Source organism: Streptomyces sp. AK02-01A (genome assembly GCF_033795305.1).
In the GTDB taxonomy this organism is placed as follows: Bacteria; Actinomycetota; Actinomycetes; order Streptomycetales; family Streptomycetaceae; genus Streptomyces.
This window is the reverse complement of the sequence record NZ_JARBAE010000014.1, coordinates 23,992-42,281: the sequence shown is the minus strand read 5'-3', so window position 1 is coordinate 42,281 and position 18,290 is coordinate 23,992. Positions and strand designations below refer to the sequence as shown.

Genomic DNA, 18,290 nt, shown 5'->3' with positions numbered 1-18,290 from the left:
GTGCGACACACGGGTGCGGCGGTTCCCGGGCTGCTGTCTGCCGCAGGACGGCGCGACGTCAGTCGGTGCGGCCTTCTTCGCCGCCTTCTTCGGTGAACGGCTCGGGGACGAAGGGATCCGGCGGGACCGAGGCGTTGTTGAGGTCGACGGAGAGAAAGACATCACGCGCGACCGGGTGACGGATTTCCTCGGCGAGCTGCCCGATCAGTCCGGCGGTACGGGCCAGCAGCGCGAATCCGCGCAGCAGCGGCAGCGGCAGGCCGAGGTCGGCGAGCGCGGCGCCGCAGACTCCCGCTCCGTTGAGCGGCAGCGTCTTGCCCAGCACCGTCGGATGTACCCGGCCGATGGCGGCGAACAGCGACAGGTGCGGACCGAACAGGCCCTCCTCCGTCGCGATCCGCATCAGCCTCGGCGTGCGCGGATCGCCCGTCTTGTGCACGTGATGCCCCAGCCCCGGCACGAACTTCCCGGTCTCGCGCCGCTGCCGCACCGTACGCAGCGCCACCTCGTCCCAGCCCGTCTCGTCACGCGGCACGGCGCCGCCCAGCGACTCCAGCACGTCGTGCAGGAACCTGCCGGTGTCCTCGGTGACTCCGAGGAATCTCGAACCGCCTCCGAGCAGGCCGGCCGCGAGTGCGCCCTGGACGGAGTCCGGCGCGGACAGATATGTCAGCCGGGTGACGATGGCGGTGGGCGTGAACCCGTGGTCGGCCAGCGCGGCGAGGACCGCCTCGAAGACCCGTGTCTCGCCGGTGCTGGGCCGCCGCTGGGTGGCCAGCCAGAACGCCAGCTCGCCGAAGCCCACCGAGCCCATGATGTCCTCGGCCAGGTCATGACCGAGCAGAGTGATGGTCTTCAGGTCGGACGCGCCCAGGGCCGTGGGATAGACGGGCCCGCTCTTCGGCTCAGTCACGGCCTTCCTCCTCGGGTTCGGACAGCCACGCGCGGAGCTCGTCGCCGTGTTCGTCGAGCGCCGGCGGCGGCATCCGATAGGCGGCCGGGGTGGCGGAGAAGCGGATCGGGTGGCGGGTGGTGGGTACCGCGCGCTCGCTCTCGCCCACCGTGACGACCGGTTCCAGCTCGAACCGCTCCGCCATGGCGAACCCGCCGTCGATGGTGTTGATCGGCCCACTCGGCACACCGGCCTCGACCAGCGCCTCGAACCATTCGTCGGCGCCGCGTTTGACGAGCTGCTCGACCAGGAGCGGCCGGAGCCGGTCGCGGTTGGCCGTGCGGTCGGCGTTGCGCGCGAAGAGCGGGTCGTCGGCGACCTCCGGAATTCCCAGCACCTCGCACAGCTTGCGGAACTGACCGTCGTTGGCCGCGGTCACGATGAGGTCGTTGTCCGCGGTGGGCAGCGGTTCGTAGGGAAACACGCTCGGGTGGGCGTTGCCCATCCGGTACGGCACGGTGCCGCCCGCGACAAAGGCCGAGCTGTGGTTGACCAGTCCGGTGAGCGCCGAGGAGAGCAGGTTCACCTCGACAAGCTGGCCTTCGCCGGTCGCGTCCCGGTGCCGCAGCGCCGCCAGGACGCCGATCGTGGCGTGGTTGCCGGCCATCACGTCGAACACCGAGATCCCGGCCCGGTAGGGCGGCCCGTCCGGGTCGCCCGTAAGGCTCATCAGTCCCGAGATGGCCTGCACCATGAGGTCATAACCGGGCACATGGCGACCCGCGCCGGAACCAAAACCCGTGATCGACGTGTAGACGACGCCGGGGTTGTCGCGGCGTACGGCCTCGAAGTCCAGCCCGTACTTCGCCAGTCCGCCCGGCTTGAAGTTCTCGATCAGGACATCCGCGCGCCGGGCCAGTTCACGCGCGATCCCGGCGTCGGCCTCGTCGCGGAGATCCAGCGCGATCGAGCGCTTCCCGCGGTTGATCCCGAGGTAGTAGGTCGAGACACCATCACGCACGGGAGGCGTCCAGGTCCTGGTGTCGTCACCGTTCGGTCCCTCGACCTTGACGACGTCGGCTCCGAGGTCGGCCAGCAGCATCGTGGCGTACGGCCCGGCGAGTATGCGCGAGAAGTCCGCCACCAGCACTCCGGAAAGTGGCCCCGCGACACCCGACGGAGCGGTTGTGTCGCTCTCTGACATCGAGCTTGCCTCTCTGTCTGATCAGCCTGTCCGATCAGCCTGTCCGATCAGCCTGTCCGATCAGCGGACGACTGTCCGTTGAGGCAAGTCTGAGTCGCGGACGGCGGAAACGTCAAGATGTCGTGGCCGCGCTCGACGGCCGGGCCCTGTCCGGTGCCGACTCAAGCCGCGCGAAGTCCACACTGATCTCGCCCGCGGCTTGCAGCAGTAGCGGCAGATACTCGTTGAGCAGCACGTCCACCGAGGTCTCGGCGGCGTGCGCGTTGACGTTGACGCTCGCGACGACGCGTCCTGATCCGTCGCGCAGCGGCGCGGCCACCGACCTGATGCCCCTCGCCAGTTGTTCGTCCGTCATCGCCCAGCCGCGCGCGCGGACCTCCCGCAGCTCCGCCTCCCACTCACCGCGATCGGGCCGCCATACGGGAACCAGGCCCGACCGGCTCGGCTCGGCGAGGGTCCGGGCCGCCTCCTCCGGCGTCAGCGCGGCCAGCAGCACCTTGCCGAGAGACGTCTGCAGCGCGGGAAACCTGGTGCCGATCTGCACGGCGAGCGTGACGATCTTGGGCACGGACACCCGGGAGACATAGACGATGTCCGAGCCGTCGAGCTGCGCGATCGAGCAGGACTCATTCGTACGCTCGACCAGCCACTCCAGGTGCGGCCGCGCCACGTCCCACAGTCCCGTCGAGCGGACATAGGCGACGCCGAGTTCGAGCACGCGGGGCGTGAGCGCGAACCCGCCGGCCTGTTGCCGCACGTATCCCAGCTCGGCCAGGGTGAGCAGGATCCGGCGCGCGGTCGGCCTGGCCAGTCCCGTCGCGTTCGCCACATCGGTCAGCGACATCACCGGGCGCCGGGGCTGGAACGCGGTGATCACCTCCAGTCCTCGGGCCAGCGCCTCAATGAAATCGGGCCCGGTTCCTTCGCGCGGCATGGTGTCTCCTCTTGAGCTGTGGCTGCGACGGCCAGGCCTGGCCCTCGTCCGTTGTACGGACGACTCAGGTGCCGTACTTTCCGCAGCATATGACGGCCTGGCAGCGTGCGGATCCGCCGAAGGAATCGACTGCGACCGGGGTGCGGACGGCTGGAAGCAGATGTCACACCAATGCGATGACGGCTTCGGTATTGACATCGCTGTTCAGCGTAATCACTATCGTCGGCAGCCGCATTGACCGCTGTGCGGATGATCGTCCAAAAAGGAGATCAGTGATGAGTCGGCCCACCGAATTCGTGCCAGGACGGCCCGTCGTCTTCCGTGGCGGCACCGTGCTGCCCATGGACCGTGCGCGTCAGGTGCTCACCGGCACCGATGTGCTCGTGGTCGACGACCGGATCGCCGCGGTCGGTCCACGGCTCGCGGTCCCGGACGGGACGGCGGAGATCGATGCCACGGACGGCATCGTGATGCCGGGCATGATCGACACACATCGGCACATGTGGCAGACGGCGATGCGCGGCTACGGCGCCGACTGGACGATCAGCCAGTACTTCGTCTGGTTCTATCTGGAGCACGGCAAGAACTTCCGGCCCGAGGACGTGCGCGCGGGCAACCGCCTGGCCGCGGTCGAGGCCCTCGACGCCGGCGTGACCACGGTGGTCGACTGGTCGCACGGGCTCCAGACGGTGGACCACGCGGAGGCCGCGGTCGACGCGCTGCGCTCCGTGCCGGGCCGGTTCGTCCTCGCCTACGGCAACATCCAGCAGGCGCCGGCGGAATGGACCTCGGCGCCGGAGTTCCGGGACTTCGCGCGCCGCCACATCGACGGCGACGACCTGCTCGGCTTCCAGCTCGCCTTCGATGTCACGGGCGATCCCGCGTTTCCCGAGAAGCCCGCCTTCGAGGTGGCGCGGGAACTGGGTGTCGCCGTCACCACTCATGCCGGGGTCTGGGGTGCCACCAACGACGACGGCGTCCGGCTGATGTACGAGAACGGATTCATGACGCCGGAGACCGTGTATGTGCACGCGTCGACGCTGTCCGCGGACTCGTACCACCGCATAGCGGCGACCGGCGGCTCGATCTCGGTGTCGACGGAGAGCGAGCAGAGTGCCGGCCAGGGCTATCCGACCACCTGGGCGGTCCGCTCGCACAACATTCCCGTGTCGCTGTCGATGGACACCAGCGTGTGGTGGAGCGGCGACCTGTTCTCCGCCATGCGCACCACACTCGGCGCCGACCGGGCCCGCGAGCACCTGGAGGCCCATGCCCGGGGCGAGACCGTCACACACTGCGCGCTGCGCGCGGACCAGGTCGTGGAATGGGCGACTCGTGGCGGTGCCCGCGCGCTCGGCCGCGAGCACGACCTCGGCAGCCTCGAAGTCGGCAAGAAGGCCGACATCGTGCTGCTGAAGAACGACCGGTCGCCGGTGTCCTTCCCGCTCCTCAACCCGTACGGGCACGTCGCTTTCCAAGCACAGCGCGGCGATGTCCACACCGTGCTCGTCAACGGCCGGGTGGTCAAGCACGAACATCGCCTGCTCGGTGTCGATCTGGCCGCCGTGCGCCGCGAGGCCGAGCACACGGTCGGCCATCTGCGGTCGGCCCTGGGCGAGGAGGAATGGCTGAAGGGGATGAACCCCGACATCCCCGAGTCGAAGGTCCTCGACAATCCCTACACCTACACCGACTACCGCAGCGCGTCGACGCACAGCAGGTAAAGCCAGGAGGTTCCTTCTGTCCGCACCCGGACCGTCATGGCCGTCGAGAACGGCGGCCATGACGGTCCGGGCGCGGCCGTTTTCCGGAGAGAGTCCGTCGCCGGCCGGACTCCCGCCGGCCGGCGCCCTCCCGACAGCGACCCGGCGCGGCTGAAGCTCCTTCGAGGTTCTCCGACCGGCCTTCACCGGTGGCCGGCCGCCGCCGCGGCAACAGCGCGTCACACGTTCCGGATGTCTTGAGCGATGAGATCAGCTCCCGGTCGGCCCGGCCGCCCGGAGAGCCCGAGCCCCGTCGAGCACGAGCGCCCGCGGGCCTCAAGTCCCTTGCGGAAAGGCAGCTATGCTGCCGCTCAGCCGAGACCCGACAGCCCCCACCGACCTGGGACGACTCCGCTCCGAAGCGATAGACGATCTTGCGCTGAGACCCGGCCTCCCGGCACCCGGCACAGCAGGCGGCCTCCTCGGCGACCGACGATCGGATCGATCTCATCAGCTCTATGACTCATGGAAAGGTGCGACCTGTGCCACCTGAAATTGTTGGGCGCAAAGGTCCTCTTACTGGACAGCGCTTTCCCGTCGGAGACACACCGATCACCTTCGGCCGCAAGAGCGACAACAGTGTGGTGATCGCCAGCGGAAGCGCCTCACGCTTTCACGCGGAGATCCTTCAGGAGGACAACGGCTACGTGCTGTACGACCGCGGAAGCAGCAACGGCACGCTGGTCAACGGAGTCCGTGTGACCTCGCATGTACTCCGGCCCGGCGACCTGATCACCGTCGGCGACGAAACATTCTGTTTCGAGGCGGCCGACGCGATGGAGACGATCATGGATCTCGCCATGATCGAGTCCCTGATGGCATCCGCCGCGGCCGATGAACCGGGGCCGGTCCTCAAGGTCACGGTGGCCGGCGGCGGTCCCGTCGGACTGAGTTTCGCTCTGCTGCTCGAACAGCTCATGGGCCGGCGAGTGGCCATTACGGTGTACGACGGCCGCTGGACTCAGGACGGGTCGCAGATCGTATGGAAGAACCAAGGGCAGGGAAATGTCAGGCGGCAGCAGGTCGTCACGGTCCAGAGTCGCCAATATCTGAATCTCCCGGAGGAGGTACAGGCGCGGTTGTTCAGCGCCGAGTCGTATTCCGAGATGTGGCCGGCCGGTCCCGATTCGATTCGCGGCTACAGTCCGCGCAACATTCGAATCGCCTATATCGAGGACAAGCTTCTCGAAATAGCGAACGAAAAAACCGGCCGTATCCGGCTCGTTCCCACCAAGTTTGACCCCACCGAACACCATGACACCGTGGTCAAGGACCATGTACTCGCCATCTGCGAGGGAGGACGTTCCCGCACACGCGAGCATTTCACCAGTAAGTTTGGCGTCGCCGATAAATCAAGCTACTCCCTGGACGGTCAGCACATACAAGATGTCGTGCTGGGCCTGCGCGTGAAGTCCGAGCTGTCGGACCCCATGACCGTCCTGCTGACCGTCGCCCAGAATCGTTTCCTGCTGAACGCACTGCGCGGCGAGGGCTTCCTCAATATGCGCCTCACCGATGACGAGGCCAAGGAAGTCGTCGGGATCGATCCCGTGCGGCATGTGTTCGAAGACTGTATCGCTTCGCGGCCCTGCGTGATGGGACGGGACGATCATGGTGACTTCCACTGCTCGACCCACAGCACGCTGTTTCTGCCCGCCCTGGTCAAAGGCTCGGCATTGTGGAAGCGCGTACGGGAAGGGCTGGCCTTCTTCGGTGTCTCCGAGGAGAACCTGAGCGCCGTGACCGCGTTCCGGCTGGATATGGTGCAGCGGTCGCGATTCACCGCTCATCTCTATTCCGCGACCCCGACCACTCCGGGCACCTACGGATTTCTGCTCGGAGACGCGGCCAACGCCATCCACTTCTGGCCGGGACGCGGACTCAACAGTGGATTGGCGTCGGCCATCTCGCTGGCGCGGTCCCTCAGCGGCACCTGGAGCGGGAAAGCCTTCCGTGATGCCGACTTCGTCCGCCATGAAGCGGCGATGTCGATGCTCCAGTACCGGCACAAGAGCCGGGCCTGGAAAGCCATGGTCACCACGGATGAGCACGGGATCAGCTCCGCGATCAAGGACAAGATCGCGCAGAGCATCGAGGAGGCGATCCCGGAGGCTTTGGACAAGGACGCGGAAATCGACGCGCTCATGGAGCAACTGCGAGAGATCCGGGACCGCCTGTCGTCACGTATTTCCGGCATGCCCGATGACACAGCCCTCAGGGACCATCTGCGAACTCTGAAAAGCGAGACGTTGCGGACCTTGCGGGTGAGCGGAGCCTGGGACACATTGGTCGTCGGAGGTGAAGAGGTCGACATCGATATCTTCTACCGCCAGGACTCGCCGGTCCCGGCCTCCGCGGAAAAATCCCTGAGTCGCGACGGATAGGAATACGGCTCGTCGTCAGACGCGACAAATTGTCGGCGAACGACATTCGTCCGTCAAGGCTGTCCCGTGATCCCCGGCGCCCGCCGGGGATCACGGGACCGGGCTCAGGTGCTCCTGACCGATTTCGGGACAGCCACCCGAAGACCTGCGCAACGAGACAAGACCTGTACAACGAGACGGACCAGGTACCGAACCCCGGGATCCAGCCGTCCGCTTTCTCATCACTCTCGGTCACAGTTGCCGCACGCCTCTTCCCCGGCCGCGCCCGCCAACGCACGGCACGCGAAAGACCGGAGCCGATGATCCATCAGTCCTGTAGGCGGGCCGGACCGGGCCGCCGCCAACAGCGCCTTGTCAGGCCGCGTCCCATTCATGCGCACGGCCGCCGCGCCACTCCACCCACGTCGGGTCGTCGATCAGATCCCAGGCATCGGGCAGCCCCGCGCGGCGCAGAAACTCCACCAGGTCGCGGTCGTCATGCGCCAGACCGACGATCTGCCCTCGTACGGTCACCCGCCGACCGCCACTGGGAGACGGCCTGTGTACGACTATCGGCGCACCCTCCATCTCTCCAGAGTGCGACGCCCCGGTCACTCCAGCACGCCGAGAGTCGTGTCCGGCCGGAGGACGTGCGGAGCACGTCCGGTCCAGCGACGCCTGCGATCCTCCGCCTCGCGAACGCACGCACCGGACGGTGGCACATTCGCGGCCCGGCCCAGCCGCCACTCCTGGACGCGCCGAAGAAACCGCGGCGGCTTCGGGCGCGCAGGAGAAGGCAGGTATTCGTTCACATGTTCGAGTATAGGGGCAGGGCCGGGGCAACTTTCAGGTGAACCTCGGCAGCCAGCTCGCCCGGTAGTCCGGGTGGTCCGCGTGTTCCGCCGCCATGTTCCGGACGGCGAATCCGAGCCCGACTGCGCGGCCGGACGCGTAGTCGTGCACCGGCGTATCGGTGTCCAGCTCGGCCACCGCGGCGTACTCGTCCAGGACGACCCGGCTCGCCTCGATACGGCGCAGCGTGGACGCCGGGTGCTGACGGGCGATGTGCGTGTCATAGCCGCGCGTCTTCACGGCGAAGGCGATGCCGCCGAGTTCGTCGTGCACTTCTCCCGGCAGATCGGACGGACTCCACCAGGTGTCGCCGCCCGCCGCCTTCGCGATCTGTTCTTCCTCGTACAGCCTGGCGCGAACGAAGGCCACCATCGTCGCGTGGTCATTGGTCATCGGACCCAGCCCGTTGTCGCCGGGACGGCGGCCCGGAGCGCCGTCAGAGCGGCACCGGCACCGGCACCGACGCCAACACCGTCGTGACACGGCCTCGCACCGGCCGGCCGCACGGCATCCGTCGCTCCGGCTTCCGCGCGACCTCGCTCCCGCGAATCACCGGGCCACCTCCGGTGGTCGACTCCCCACAACGCCCGCCGCGCCATATCCCACGCCTCCAACTGCCCATGTCCTGATCGCGAGTTCCCTATGCCTGAGAACGGTACGCGGGCGGAGCGCTCCAGCCCTGACGACGCCGCCCAGTCACGCGAAGACCGATGATCGGACGAGTTCTTCTCCGCTCTCCGCCCGCGATCGGCGCGGCGGACAGCACGGACAGCACAGCACGGGCAGCGCGGCCGGAGGGCCGACGGTCCTGGCGCTCCTCCTCAGGCCGCCGGCGCGTGCAGCAGCGGGCTCTTGTGGCGGGTCAGCCACTGGCGGTAGTCCACCGCGCGCAAGGCCGCCTCCCGGTACGCGGCCTCCAGGTCCGCGAACACCTCCGCGCCGACGGACTCGTCCGAAAGGCCGGCGCCGTCCTGCCGCGCGCCCGGCCGCGAGAACAGCAGCAGCCGTACCGCCAGCGGATCGTCACGCAGCGGCCGGATCACCGTGTCGTCGCGCGGGTCCGCGGTGGGCTGGCAGGGCGCGACGGCTTCTCCGACCGCTATCAGTGACGCCGCCGTGAGGTAATCCCCGTGCAGAACCGGCGGGTTGAGCCCTGCCTCGCCCAGCACACGGCACAGCCCGTCCCATTCGCCGTCCACCGTCGGGTCGACCATCCAGCGGTCGTCGGCGAGATCGGCGAGCTCCACGACCGGGCTGGCGGCGGCCGGATGGTCGCTGGCCATGGAGATGAACTGCGGTTCGCGTTCCACCAGTACGCGTCTCTCCAGCCCGTCCGGGACGATCAGCGGGCAGCCCTCCACCTCGTGCACGAAGGCCACGTCGAGCCGGCCCGCGGCGGTGGCCCGCAGCAGCGCGTTGGCGGAGACGTCAACATGGAGCGCGATATCGGTGCCGGGCAGCCGGCGTCTGAGTCGGCGCAGCCAGCCGGCGAGCGCGCGGCTGGCCGTGGAACCGATCCGCAGCCGAGGCCCGTCGGCCCGGTCAGCGGCAGCCCGGGCCTCGGCGACGAGCGCGGCCATCCCGGAGACGAGCGGACGGGCCCGGCTCAGTACGGAGCGGCCCAGCGGAGTGGGTCGGCACCCGGTGCGTTCGCGGATGAAAAGCTCTGAGCCCAGGGAGTTCTCGATTCGCCGTAACTGCGTCGTCAGAGACGGCTGACTCATTCCCAGCTTTCGGGCCGCTTTGTGCAGACTGCCCGCTTCCGCAATGGCACACAGGACACGCAGATGCCTCACCTCCAGCTCCATGACCCGAGAGTAGAGCGGCCTCCTGAACCGCACCAGGTCCCCAAATCGCAGTAATTGGCTTGCCTTTGAAGAAAGCCGACCAGGGGGATGCGCTGGTGTTATCGGTGATTGACATCATCCGCACAGCGGCGAACTCGCCGAGACTCTCCGGTACCGAACCCGTTCACCGGACGAGTAGGAGCCCCCCACATGAGACACCCCAAGACGCTGATTTCCGCAATTTGCGGAATTGGCCTGGCATTTGCGACCGCGTTCAGCGTCGCACCCGTCACCACCGCCGCGGCCGCTGCCCCCACCAGCGCCGCCACCTCTTCGTACGCCGCCTTCAATGGCTCGAAGGCCGAGGCCGCCGGAAACAAGGCCTTCTTCGAGGCCGTGCTGAAGTCGGTCGCCGAGAAGCGCGCCGCCAACCCCGGCGCCCAGGCCGTCACCGTCGTCTACGACGCGTCCAACGCCCCGAGCTTCGCCGGCCAGATAGCCAGCAGCGCCTCGATCTGGAACGGCGCCGTCTCCAATGTGAAGCTGCAGGCAGGCGGCAACGCCGACTTCGCGTACTACGAGGGCAACGACCCGATCGGCTCGTACGCGAGCACCGACGGGCACGGCCAGGGCTATGTCTTCCTGGACTACGCCCAGAACCAGCAGTACAACTCGACCCGGGTCACCGCGCACGAGACCGGACACGTCCTGGGCCTCCCGGACCACTACTCCGGCCCGTGCAGCGAGCTGATGTCCGGTGGCGGACCCGGTACGTCCTGCCAGAACACCCAGCCCAACGCGCAGGAGATCGCCCAGGTCAACGCTCTGTGGGCGAACGGCCTCGCGGCCGCGCTCGCCAAGGTGTCCTGACCTCTCGTACAACGGACACGCGCAGGACGCCGGGCAGCGCACAGGCGGACCGCGCGGAAGGCACCTGACAGCGGCTCGACAGGGGCGCCCCGAAACAGCACCACGGGGCGCCCCTCCCCGTGTCCCCCTTGGTAACGTCTCTCGGTGGACTTCAGTACGGAGATCGGCGCATCGGCCCGGCGACCCGATCTCGGCCGGACCGTCGTGGGCGATTTCAAGACGCATTTCACGGTACGGGCCGACCGGACGGACACCGTCACCTCGCTCGGCGACTGGGCCGCCGCCCATGGGCTCCGGCTCACTCATACCGTCCTGGACCGCGGCCGGACGCCCTGCCGGCCGATACTCACCCTGTACGGCAGAGGCACCCTCGGCCGGCAGCGAAGCGACGCCGGGCAGTGCGCCGAGCGCCTCGCGCGGGCCGGGTTCGCGGTCGTCCGGACCAAGATCGAGGCGGCGCCGTGGAACGACGGCGTGCCGGGCACCGACGCCGAGGCCGCGGCGTTTCCCGCGCACTGCCACTTCGAGCACCACATCACGCTGCGGCTGCGGATCCCGTATGACACACAACGGCTCGCCGCCGTCGCCGAACGGCATCTCGCGCATGTCTCACGCAATGCGCGCCAGGCGCTGTCGGGCGGGGTCCAGGAGCGCTCGGTGACACAGCGGGCCCGCCGTGTCGGCAGACCGGCCGCGCGGGCCCGGCTGGACGCCCTGCTCGACGCGCTTGTCCCGGCCGGTTTCCAACCGGTGGACGTGGATGAGGAGTTCGTCCTCCACGACGACAATCCCGCGCTGGACAGCGGCTGGGCGGAGGAGTCGGTGGAGCGCTCTGACGGATGAACGGAGCCGCGCCCGGTGCCGGGCGCGGCACAGGGCCCCGACCGACGGGCCCGGACCGATGCATCCCGCCCGGCGCCTCGACGCGCGATGCCACCGGCCGCCGCGACGGGCCGCAGGTCCCGTCCGGACAGGGCTCAGGCCGCGCTCCGGCCCGCCGCGCCCGGCCTCACGGCGCTCCCACCAACGGCCTGCCTCCCAGCTCCGTGTCGGTGGGCAACTGCCGCCGAATGCGGTCGAGCGCCTCCTCGAAGCCGCTCCCGGCGATACCGGACGCATAGGCCGCCCCGCCACAGTGCAAGGTCAGGCTCAGCTCGGCGCGCCCGACCGTGCCCTCGGCAGGGCGCTCACCGAGTGTCAGCAGACAGCTCAGTGTCGCCTGCTGGACCTTGCCGTCCGAGCTGACCGGCAGCGGGATGTCCCACTCCATGACGCAGGACGACAGGGCTTCGCCCGCTCCCGCCGATTCCAGGACGGCGAAATCCGCCCCTTCATACTCAACTCCCCTTATTCGGGTGCGTACTTGCTGCCCGCCGGCAGTGAGGGTGATCGCTTCCGCCCCCTGGCGGTCCCGGTACCAACCCGCCCATGTATCCGTCGACTCCGCTGTCATGGCGCGGACTGTAGCGGTACGCGATCTTCCGCCGAAGCGTGGGTCACCGCTTCTCGCCGTGCTCGGTGACGGGCACACCGTTTCCGACGGCCCCACCGACTCCGGCGTCAACTCACCGATGGCGAATTCCTTTTGGTGCCGGGCCGCTCAGCCGCTCCCCGGTTCACGCCACATGGGCCACATGTGCGGCCCGTCCGGCAGATCGACGGTAGTCCCTGTGAAGGCGAAGCCCAGCCGTTCGTAAAGCCGGCTGCTTCGCTCGCTGCTCGCCTCCAGATAGGCCGGAATGCCCTCTCGGTCGCAGCGCTCCAGGACAGGCTCGATCAGCGCGCGCCCCAGCCCCCGGCCCTGGTGCTCCGGAGACACCGCGATCATGAGCAGATACTCGTGCGCCCGGTCGTGCGGATGGATCGCACCCGTCAGCCGGCCGATCAACTCCGCTCGTTCATTGTCCGGGTCCGAGACCTCCCGCATCCGGGCCGGGGTGTCGTCCTCCTCCTCGGGCGCTCCCTCCGGCACCTGGAGCCAGAGCGCCATGGCCGTTTCGTCCTCCATGAGGTCCACCCGGCCCTCGGCGAGCGCCACATCGACGAACACTCCGAGGAAGAGGCCGTGCACCCTGCGCCGGTGCTCCTCGTCCGGAAAGACCCAACTGCTCACCGGGTCGTGCAGGAACGCCTCGTCGAGCAGCCGCACGAGGACCGCCCGGTCTTCCTCGCCCGCCCGTCTGATCCCTGTGCTCATCTCCCGGCCTCCTTCTGGATCGTCACCACCAGGTGATCCTAAAGTGGGCCGGTCGGTCTGCCTCGGCTCAGCGAGTACGGCGCGTGACGAATTCCGCCAGGGCCAGCAGATCGCCCGCCGCCGTGAGATCGGGAACCGCCCGGGAGAGCTGGTGGACCGCCCGCGACATCCGGTCGGCCGCCTGGACCTGTGCCCAGTCGCGTCCGCCGGCCCGCTCGACGGCGGCGGCCGCGCGACGGACCGCGGCGGCGTCCATCGGAGCCTGGTACAGCTCGGCGAGTTCCTTGGCGGCCGGAGTGCCGGACGCCAGCGCCGCGACCACCGGCAGGGACTTCTTGTGCGCCGCCAGATCGGCACCGGCCGGTTTGCCCGTGCGGTCGGGGTCTCCCCAGATCCCGATCAGATCGTCGATGAGCTGGAAGGACAGCCCCGCCTCCCGGCCGAAGGCGTCCAGCGCGGTGACCTCCTCCTCGCCCGCGCCCGCGTAGAGCGCGCCGAGTGCGCAGGAGGTCCCGAGCAGAGCGCCCGTCTTGGCCGTCGCCATGGCCACGCACTCGTCCAGCGAGACCTCGTGCGGACCGCGCTGCTCAAAGGCGCAGTCCGCCTGCTGCCCCGCGCACAGCTCGATGACGCATGCCGCGAGCCGGGCCGACGCGGCGGCCGACGCGGGATGCGGATCCTCGGCGAGCAGCCGCAGCGCGAGGGCCATCATGGCGTCGCCCGCGATGATGGCGTCCGGCGTGCCGAAGACCGTCCAGGCGGTGGCGCGGTGCCGCCGGGTCGGGTCCTCGTCGATCACATCGTCGTGGAGCAGTGTGAAGTTGTGGGCCAGCTCCACGGCGACGGCGGCCCGCACAGCCTGCCGCGGATCCCCTCCGAGCGCTCGCACGGCGGCCAGGACGAGCGCGGGTCTGATCGCCTTGCCGGCCGGCCCGGAGGCCGGAGCGCCGTCGGCGTCCTCCCAGCCGAAGTGGTACATCGAGACCCGGCGTATGGGACCGGGCAACGACTCGACGGCGGATCTCAATTCGGGATGGACGACGGTGCGGGTGCGCTCCAGGAGAGCCACGGCCTCATGGCCCTCGGTGGTGGCATCCGTACTGGTCATGGTCACGGTCACTTCCTCTTCCAGCATGTCTGGGACCGGGATACCGGAGCCCGGGTGGGCCGGCCGCCGCCTCATGGATCGTCCGGCCGGCCCACCCGGGTCGGTCACCTCAACTCCAGCGGCCCACTTCGACGTTCTCCAGGACACCGAGAGCGTCCGGCACGAGAATCGCCGCCGAGTAATAGGCCGTGACCAGATAGGAAATGATCGCCTGCTCGTCGATGCCCATGAAGCGGACCGACATGCTCGGCTCGATCTCGTCCGGGATCCCGCTCTGCTGGAGCCCTACGACCCCCTGCTCGGCCTCGCCCGTACGCATACAGATGATCGAGGTCGTCCTGGCGTCGGAGATCGGGATCTTGTTGGACGGGAAGATCGGCACACCGCGCCAGGCGGGCACATGGTGGCCCGCGACCTCCACGCTGTCCGGATAGATCCCCCGCTTGTTGCATTCACGGCCGAAGGCGGCGATGGCCCGCGGATGCGCCAGGAAGAGCTTCGAGCCACGGCGGCGCGAAAGCAGTTCGTCCATGTCGTCCGGGCTCGGTCCGCCGTCGTGCGGCTGAAGCCGCTGCCCGTACTCGCAGTTGTTCAGCAGACCGAACTCGCGGTTGTTGATCAGCTCGTGCTCCTGGCGCTCGCGCAGCGCCTCGACCGTCAGCCGCAACTGCTGTTCGGTCTGGTTCATCGGCTGGTTGTACAGGTCGGCGACCCTGCTGTGGACCTTCAGCACGGTCTGGGCCACGCTCAGTTCGTATTCGCGCGGCGCCCCTTCGTAGTCCACGAACGTATGCGGCACGACGGCCTCGCCGACATGGCCCGCGGACAGCTCGATCTCGGCTTCGCCGTACTTGTTGGTCCGCTGCTGCGGCACGAACGCCAGCGACCGCAGATGGTCCCGCAGCGACTCCGCGCGCTCCGCGAGGTTCGTCACGTCCTGCCGCGACAGCACCAGCACCGTGCACGCGGTCGCCGCGCGTGCTGTGTAGGCCCAGGTGGCCTCCCCGTCCACCAGCGCCTGGTCACCGAAGTACGCCCCGTCGGCGAGCACTTCGAGCACGGCATCGTCCCCGTAGGGACCCGCGCCCACCTTCTCCACCCTGCCGTGCGCGAGCAGAAAGACCTTGTCCGCCGCGTCCCCCGACGCGGCCAGGACCTCGCCCGCCGCGAACTCCCGCTGCTCACAGCGGCGCGCCAGCTCGGCCAGCGCTTCCTCGTCCTCATAGCCACGCAACGCCGGGATCTCGCCGAGCTCGGCCGGGATGACCGCCACCCGGTCCCCGGTCTGTACGAACGTCACGCGCCCGTCGCCGACCGCGTAGCTGAGCCGGCGGTTCACCCGGTAGGTGCCACCCTGTACTTGGACCCACGGCAACATCCGCAGCAGCCACCGCGAGGTGATCTCCTGCATCTGCGGTGCCGACTTGGTGGTGGTCGCCAGATTCCGCGCGGCGGCCGTTCCCAGACTCTGCTGGGGCGGCGGCTGCACTGCGCGGACCTCGTCACCAACCGACATGAAGTCTCCCTCTCGATCATGTGCTGACCTGCAGAAGAAAGACTTCCAGCACGGAGAGTCGGAGCGCCATTACACAAATGAGTGGGACTGGATCGCGCAGGACCGGGCACAACATCCGGAAATTCACCCTCACGGGCAATCTGGCACCTCAATGTCCAGATCGGCTCGTACAACGTACGAATCGCCGGCGGTGCCAGGAGCCTTCCATCACCAGCGGCGCACCGCACCCGACAATGGCCTTGTGACGCCCTTCGAAGCACGCGATCCCGCCACCCTGCGGCCACGGCTGCCGTCGCCGCTGCGGCCGGTCGCGGACGAGCGCTTCACCCGTCGTGGCGTAAGCCTGCTGCTGAAACGCGACGATCTGATCCACCCGGAGCTGGCCGGCAACAAATGGCGCAAGCTGGCCCCGAATCTGCGGGCCGCGGCCGACGCGGGCCGGGACACCCTGCTGACCTTCGGCGGCGCGTACTCCAACCATCTCCGCGCGACCGCCGCCGCCGGCCGGCTGCTCGGCTTCGCCACGGTCGGCGTCGTACGGGGTCATGAGCTGGCCGGCCGGCCGCTCAATCCGTCGCTCGCCCGGTGCGCGGCCGACGGAATGCGGCTGCGCTTCCTGGACCGCGAGACCTACCGCCGCAAGTCGGATCCCGCGGTCGTGGCCGCGGTCCTCGCCCAGGCGGGTCTGGCGCCCGGCGCCGTCCATGTCGTGCCCGAGGGCGGCAGCAACGCGCTCGCCGCGCGGGGCTGCGCGGACCTCGGCCGGGAGCTGCGCGGCGCGGCCGGGACCGTCGCGGTCGCCTGCGGGACCGGCGGGACGCTCGCGGGGCTCGCCGCCGGACTCGGACCGGATCAGCGGGCGCTCGGTTTCCCGGTGCTCAAAGGCGGCTTCCTGGAGCGGGAGATACGGGACCTCCAGCGCGCGGCGTTCGGCGGTCCCGCCGGCGAGTGGCGTCTCGACGACCGCTTCCACTTCGGCGGCTTCGCCCGTACCTCGCCCGTCCTGGACGCCTTCGCCGAGGACTTCGAGGACCGGCACGGACTTCCGGTGGAACGCCTCTATGTCGCCAAAATGCTGTACGGCCTCACGGCCTTGGCGGAAGAGGGCGCCTTTCCCGCCGGCAGCTCCGTCGCCGCGGTGGTCACCGGCCCGCCGGAGCCGTCCGGGCCGGAGCCTCTGCTCGCGTGATCACTCGGAGCCGTCCTCCCGGTAGGCCGCCGCCTCCTCCAGATCGAGTCTGCGCAGCAGCGTCCGCAGCATCTCGTCGTCGATGCTCCGCTGGTCCCGCAGCTTCACGAACACCTCGCGCTCCGCCTCGATCATCTCCCGGGACAGCCGCCGGTAGGTCTCGTCGGCCGACTCCCCCGTTATCTCGTTGACCGTCCCGAGCCGTTCCCAGACGGCGTTGCGGCGACGCTCAAGCACCGTCCGCAGCCGCTTCGTCAGCGGCGCGGGCAGCGTGTTCCGGTCATCGGCCAGCAGCTCGTCCAGCCGTCGTTCCGCCGCTCGGGACGCCTCACTCTGCGCCTGTGCCTCGGCCAGCGTCTCGGCCTGCCGGTCCCGGCCCGGCACCTTCAGCAGCCGGATCAGCGGCGGCAGGGTGAGGCCCTGCACGACCAGCGTGCCGATCACGGTCGTGAAGGTCAGGAACAGCACGAGATTGCGTCCAGGAAACGGCCGGCCGTCGGCCATCACCAGAGGAATGGAGAACGCGATCGCCAGCGACACCACTCCGCGCATCCCGGCCCAGCCGACGATCACCGGCGCGGTCCAGTTCGTACCCGGCTCACGCTCCTTGATCTTCGGGAACAGAAAGCGCGGCAGGAACGTCGAAGGGAAGACCCAGACGAACCGGACCACCACGACCGCCGCGAAGACCCCGAGCGCGTACAGCAGGGCCTCCGCGACGCCGTACCGCCCGAGCCCCTCCAGTACGAACGGGAGTTGGAGCCCGATCAGCGCGAACACCGCCGACTCCAGCACGAACGCGACCATCTTCCACACCGCCGATTCCTGCAGCCGGGTCGCGAAGTCGACCTGCCAGGCGTGGTGCCCGAGGTAGAGCGCCACCACCACGACGGCCAGCACGCCCGACGCGCCCACCTGTTCGGCCACCGCGTAGGCGACGAACGGGATGAGCAGCGAGAGGGTGTTCTGCAGCAGGGCCGCGCTGAGATGCGTACGCAGCCAGTGCAGCGGCACCATCAGCGCCAGCCCGACGCCGACGCCGCCGAGCGACGCCAGCGCGAACTCCTCGACTCCGCTGCCCCAGCTCGCCGCCGTGCCGGCCGCGGCGGCCAGCGCCACCTTGAACGCGGTGATCGCGGTCGCGTCGTTCACCAGCGACTCGCCCTGGAGGATCGTGGTGATCCGGCTCGGCAGCCCCAGGCTGCGGGCGATGGCCGTGGCGGCCACCGCGTCCGGCGGCGCGACGACGGCGCCCAGCACCAGGGCCATGGTCAGCGGCAGATCGGGCACGAGCAGATACGCGAGAAAGCCGACGGCGACGGTGGCGAAGAGGACATAACCCACCGAGAGCAGCGCGATCGGCCGGAGGTTGGCCCGCAGATCGAGATACGAGCTGTCCATCGCGGCGGTGTAGAGGAGCGGCGGCAGCAGCAGCGGCAGCACGATGTGCGGATCGAGCGTGTAATCCGGCACGCCCGGGATGTACGAGGCGATCAGCCCCGCGGCCACCAGGAGCAGAGGCGCGGCCACCGGCGTCCTGCGGGCCGCACCGGCGATCGCCGCGCTCCCCGCCACCAGCGCGATCAGCGGCAATACGTCCATCACACTGTCCTCA

Annotated in this window: 16 protein-coding genes; 5 read left to right on the top strand and 11 right to left on the bottom strand. The window is 69.1% G+C overall.

Features of this window, described 5'->3' with window-relative positions; genetic code table 11:
* Positions 1 to 58: 58 nt before the first annotated feature.
* The 3 genes from PV679_RS15750 to PV679_RS15740 form a co-directional block, all read right to left on the bottom strand.
* The gene (locus tag PV679_RS15750; RefSeq protein ID WP_319680855.1) at positions 59 to 913 is read right to left on the bottom strand and encodes a citryl-CoA lyase; all 855 of its coding nucleotides are present in this window, start codon (positions 911 to 913) and stop codon (positions 59 to 61) included.
* Entirely contained in the window at positions 906 to 2,096 is a 1,191-nt protein-coding gene (locus tag PV679_RS15745) for a CoA transferase (RefSeq protein ID WP_319680854.1), read from the bottom strand. Before PV679_RS15745 ends, PV679_RS15750 begins: the two co-directional genes overlap by 8 nt.
* A 112-nt stretch (positions 2,097 to 2,208) precedes the next feature.
* Positions 2,209 to 3,030, bottom strand: a complete 822-nt coding sequence (locus PV679_RS15740) for an IclR family transcriptional regulator domain-containing protein (RefSeq protein WP_319680853.1) — start codon at positions 3,028 to 3,030, stop codon at positions 2,209 to 2,211.
* A 275-nt stretch (positions 3,031 to 3,305) separates the two neighbouring features.
* Between PV679_RS15740 and PV679_RS15735 the strand changes: the two genes are divergently transcribed.
* Both PV679_RS15735 and PV679_RS15730 read left to right on the top strand, forming a co-directional pair.
* Positions 3,306 to 4,754 carry an amidohydrolase family protein gene (locus tag PV679_RS15735; protein ID WP_319680852.1) on the top strand — a complete coding sequence of 483 codons (1,449 nt, stop codon included), beginning with the start codon at positions 3,306 to 3,308 and terminating at the stop codon, positions 4,752 to 4,754.
* A 497-nt stretch (positions 4,755 to 5,251) separates the two neighbouring features.
* A complete protein-coding gene (locus PV679_RS15730; protein WP_319680851.1) occupies positions 5,252 to 7,177 on the top strand; it encodes an FHA domain-containing protein in 1,926 nt (641 codons plus the stop codon).
* A gap of 354 nt (positions 7,178 to 7,531) precedes the next feature.
* On the opposite strand, the gene PV679_RS15725 is transcribed toward PV679_RS15730, so the two are convergent.
* The 3 genes from PV679_RS15725 to PV679_RS15715 all read right to left on the bottom strand — a co-directional run bounded on the left by PV679_RS15725 (position 7,532) and on the right by PV679_RS15715 (position 9,816).
* Entirely contained in the window at positions 7,532 to 7,744 is a 213-nt protein-coding gene (locus PV679_RS15725; RefSeq protein ID WP_319680850.1) for a hypothetical protein, read from the bottom strand.
* Between the two features lie 258 nt (positions 7,745 to 8,002).
* On the bottom strand, positions 8,003 to 8,401 hold the full coding sequence (locus PV679_RS15720) for a DUF6221 family protein (RefSeq protein WP_319680849.1): 399 nt from the start codon (positions 8,399 to 8,401) through the stop codon (positions 8,003 to 8,005).
* 428 nt (positions 8,402 to 8,829) lie between these two features.
* On the bottom strand, positions 8,830 to 9,816 hold the full coding sequence (locus PV679_RS15715) for a LysR family transcriptional regulator (protein WP_319680848.1): 987 nt from the start codon (positions 9,814 to 9,816) through the stop codon (positions 8,830 to 8,832).
* Positions 9,817 to 10,005: 189 nt separating this feature from the next.
* Here PV679_RS15715 and snpA point away from each other — a divergent pair, with 189 nt between their 5' ends.
* Positions 10,006 to 10,665: a snapalysin gene (gene snpA, locus PV679_RS15710; RefSeq protein WP_319680847.1), complete on the top strand. Its 660-nt coding sequence runs from the start codon at positions 10,006 to 10,008 to the stop codon at positions 10,663 to 10,665.
* 144 nt (positions 10,666 to 10,809) lie between these two features.
* The gene (locus PV679_RS15705) at positions 10,810 to 11,508 is read left to right on the top strand and encodes a hypothetical protein (RefSeq protein WP_319680846.1); all 699 of its coding nucleotides are present in this window, start codon (positions 10,810 to 10,812) and stop codon (positions 11,506 to 11,508) included.
* A gap of 166 nt (positions 11,509 to 11,674) precedes the next feature.
* Here the strand turns inward: PV679_RS15705 and PV679_RS15700 are convergent, their stop codons facing one another.
* From PV679_RS15700 to PV679_RS15685, 4 genes are all read right to left on the bottom strand, one after another.
* The gene (locus tag PV679_RS15700; RefSeq protein WP_319680845.1) at positions 11,675 to 12,118 is read right to left on the bottom strand and encodes a DUF6304 family protein; all 444 of its coding nucleotides are present in this window, start codon (positions 12,116 to 12,118) and stop codon (positions 11,675 to 11,677) included.
* 147 nt (positions 12,119 to 12,265) lie between these two features.
* Positions 12,266 to 12,862, bottom strand: coding sequence for a GNAT family N-acetyltransferase (locus PV679_RS15695; RefSeq protein ID WP_319680844.1), 597 nt, complete (start codon positions 12,860 to 12,862; stop codon positions 12,266 to 12,268).
* Positions 12,863 to 12,929: 67 nt separating this feature from the next.
* Complete coding sequence (locus tag PV679_RS15690) at positions 12,930 to 13,970, bottom strand: family 2 encapsulin nanocompartment cargo protein polyprenyl transferase (RefSeq protein WP_319680958.1); 1,041 nt, start codon at positions 13,968 to 13,970, stop codon at positions 12,930 to 12,932.
* 109 nt (positions 13,971 to 14,079) lie between these two features.
* Complete coding sequence (locus tag PV679_RS15685; RefSeq protein WP_319680843.1) at positions 14,080 to 15,486, bottom strand: family 2B encapsulin nanocompartment shell protein; 1,407 nt, start codon at positions 15,484 to 15,486, stop codon at positions 14,080 to 14,082.
* Between the two features lie 241 nt (positions 15,487 to 15,727).
* On the opposite strand from PV679_RS15685, the gene PV679_RS15680 reads away from it, so the two are divergent.
* Entirely contained in the window at positions 15,728 to 16,675 is a 948-nt protein-coding gene (locus PV679_RS15680; RefSeq protein ID WP_319680842.1) for a 1-aminocyclopropane-1-carboxylate deaminase/D-cysteine desulfhydrase, read from the top strand.
* Here the strand turns inward: PV679_RS15680 and PV679_RS15675 are convergent, their stop codons facing one another.
* A complete protein-coding gene (locus tag PV679_RS15675; RefSeq protein ID WP_319680841.1) occupies positions 16,676 to 18,277 on the bottom strand; it encodes a Na+/H+ antiporter in 1,602 nt (533 codons plus the stop codon).
* Between the last annotated feature and the right edge of the window lie 13 nt (positions 18,278 to 18,290).

What these genes read in the sequence shown, in the direction of transcription:
- PV679_RS15745 (WP_319680854.1), bottom strand. Translation starts at nt 2,096, where the DNA reads ATGTCAGAGAGCGACACAACCGCTCCGTCGGGTGTCGCGGGGCCACTT.
- PV679_RS15740 (WP_319680853.1), bottom strand. Translation starts at nt 3,030, where the DNA reads ATGCCGCGCGAAGGAACCGGGCCCGATTTCATTGAGGCGCTGGCCCGA.
- PV679_RS15735 (WP_319680852.1), top strand. Translation starts at nt 3,306, where the DNA reads ATGAGTCGGCCCACCGAATTCGTGCCAGGACGGCCCGTCGTCTTCCGT.
- PV679_RS15730 (WP_319680851.1), top strand. Translation starts at nt 5,252, where the DNA reads ATGACTCATGGAAAGGTGCGACCTGTGCCACCTGAAATTGTTGGGCGC.
- PV679_RS15725 (WP_319680850.1), bottom strand. Translation starts at nt 7,744, where the DNA reads ATGGAGGGTGCGCCGATAGTCGTACACAGGCCGTCTCCCAGTGGCGGT.
- PV679_RS15720 (WP_319680849.1), bottom strand. Translation starts at nt 8,401, where the DNA reads ATGACCAATGACCACGCGACGATGGTGGCCTTCGTTCGCGCCAGGCTG.
- PV679_RS15715 (WP_319680848.1), bottom strand. Translation starts at nt 9,816, where the DNA reads ATGGAGCTGGAGGTGAGGCATCTGCGTGTCCTGTGTGCCATTGCGGAA.
- snpA (WP_319680847.1), top strand. Translation starts at nt 10,006, where the DNA reads ATGAGACACCCCAAGACGCTGATTTCCGCAATTTGCGGAATTGGCCTG.
- PV679_RS15700 (WP_319680845.1), bottom strand. Translation starts at nt 12,118, where the DNA reads ATGACAGCGGAGTCGACGGATACATGGGCGGGTTGGTACCGGGACCGC.
- PV679_RS15695 (WP_319680844.1), bottom strand. Translation starts at nt 12,862, where the DNA reads ATGAGCACAGGGATCAGACGGGCGGGCGAGGAAGACCGGGCGGTCCTC.
- PV679_RS15690 (WP_319680958.1), bottom strand. Translation starts at nt 13,970, where the DNA reads ATGACCAGTACGGATGCCACCACCGAGGGCCATGAGGCCGTGGCTCTC.
- PV679_RS15685 (WP_319680843.1), bottom strand. Translation starts at nt 15,486, where the DNA reads ATGTCGGTTGGTGACGAGGTCCGCGCAGTGCAGCCGCCGCCCCAGCAG.
- PV679_RS15675 (WP_319680841.1), bottom strand. Translation starts at nt 18,277, where the DNA reads ATGGACGTATTGCCGCTGATCGCGCTGGTGGCGGGGAGCGCGGCGATC.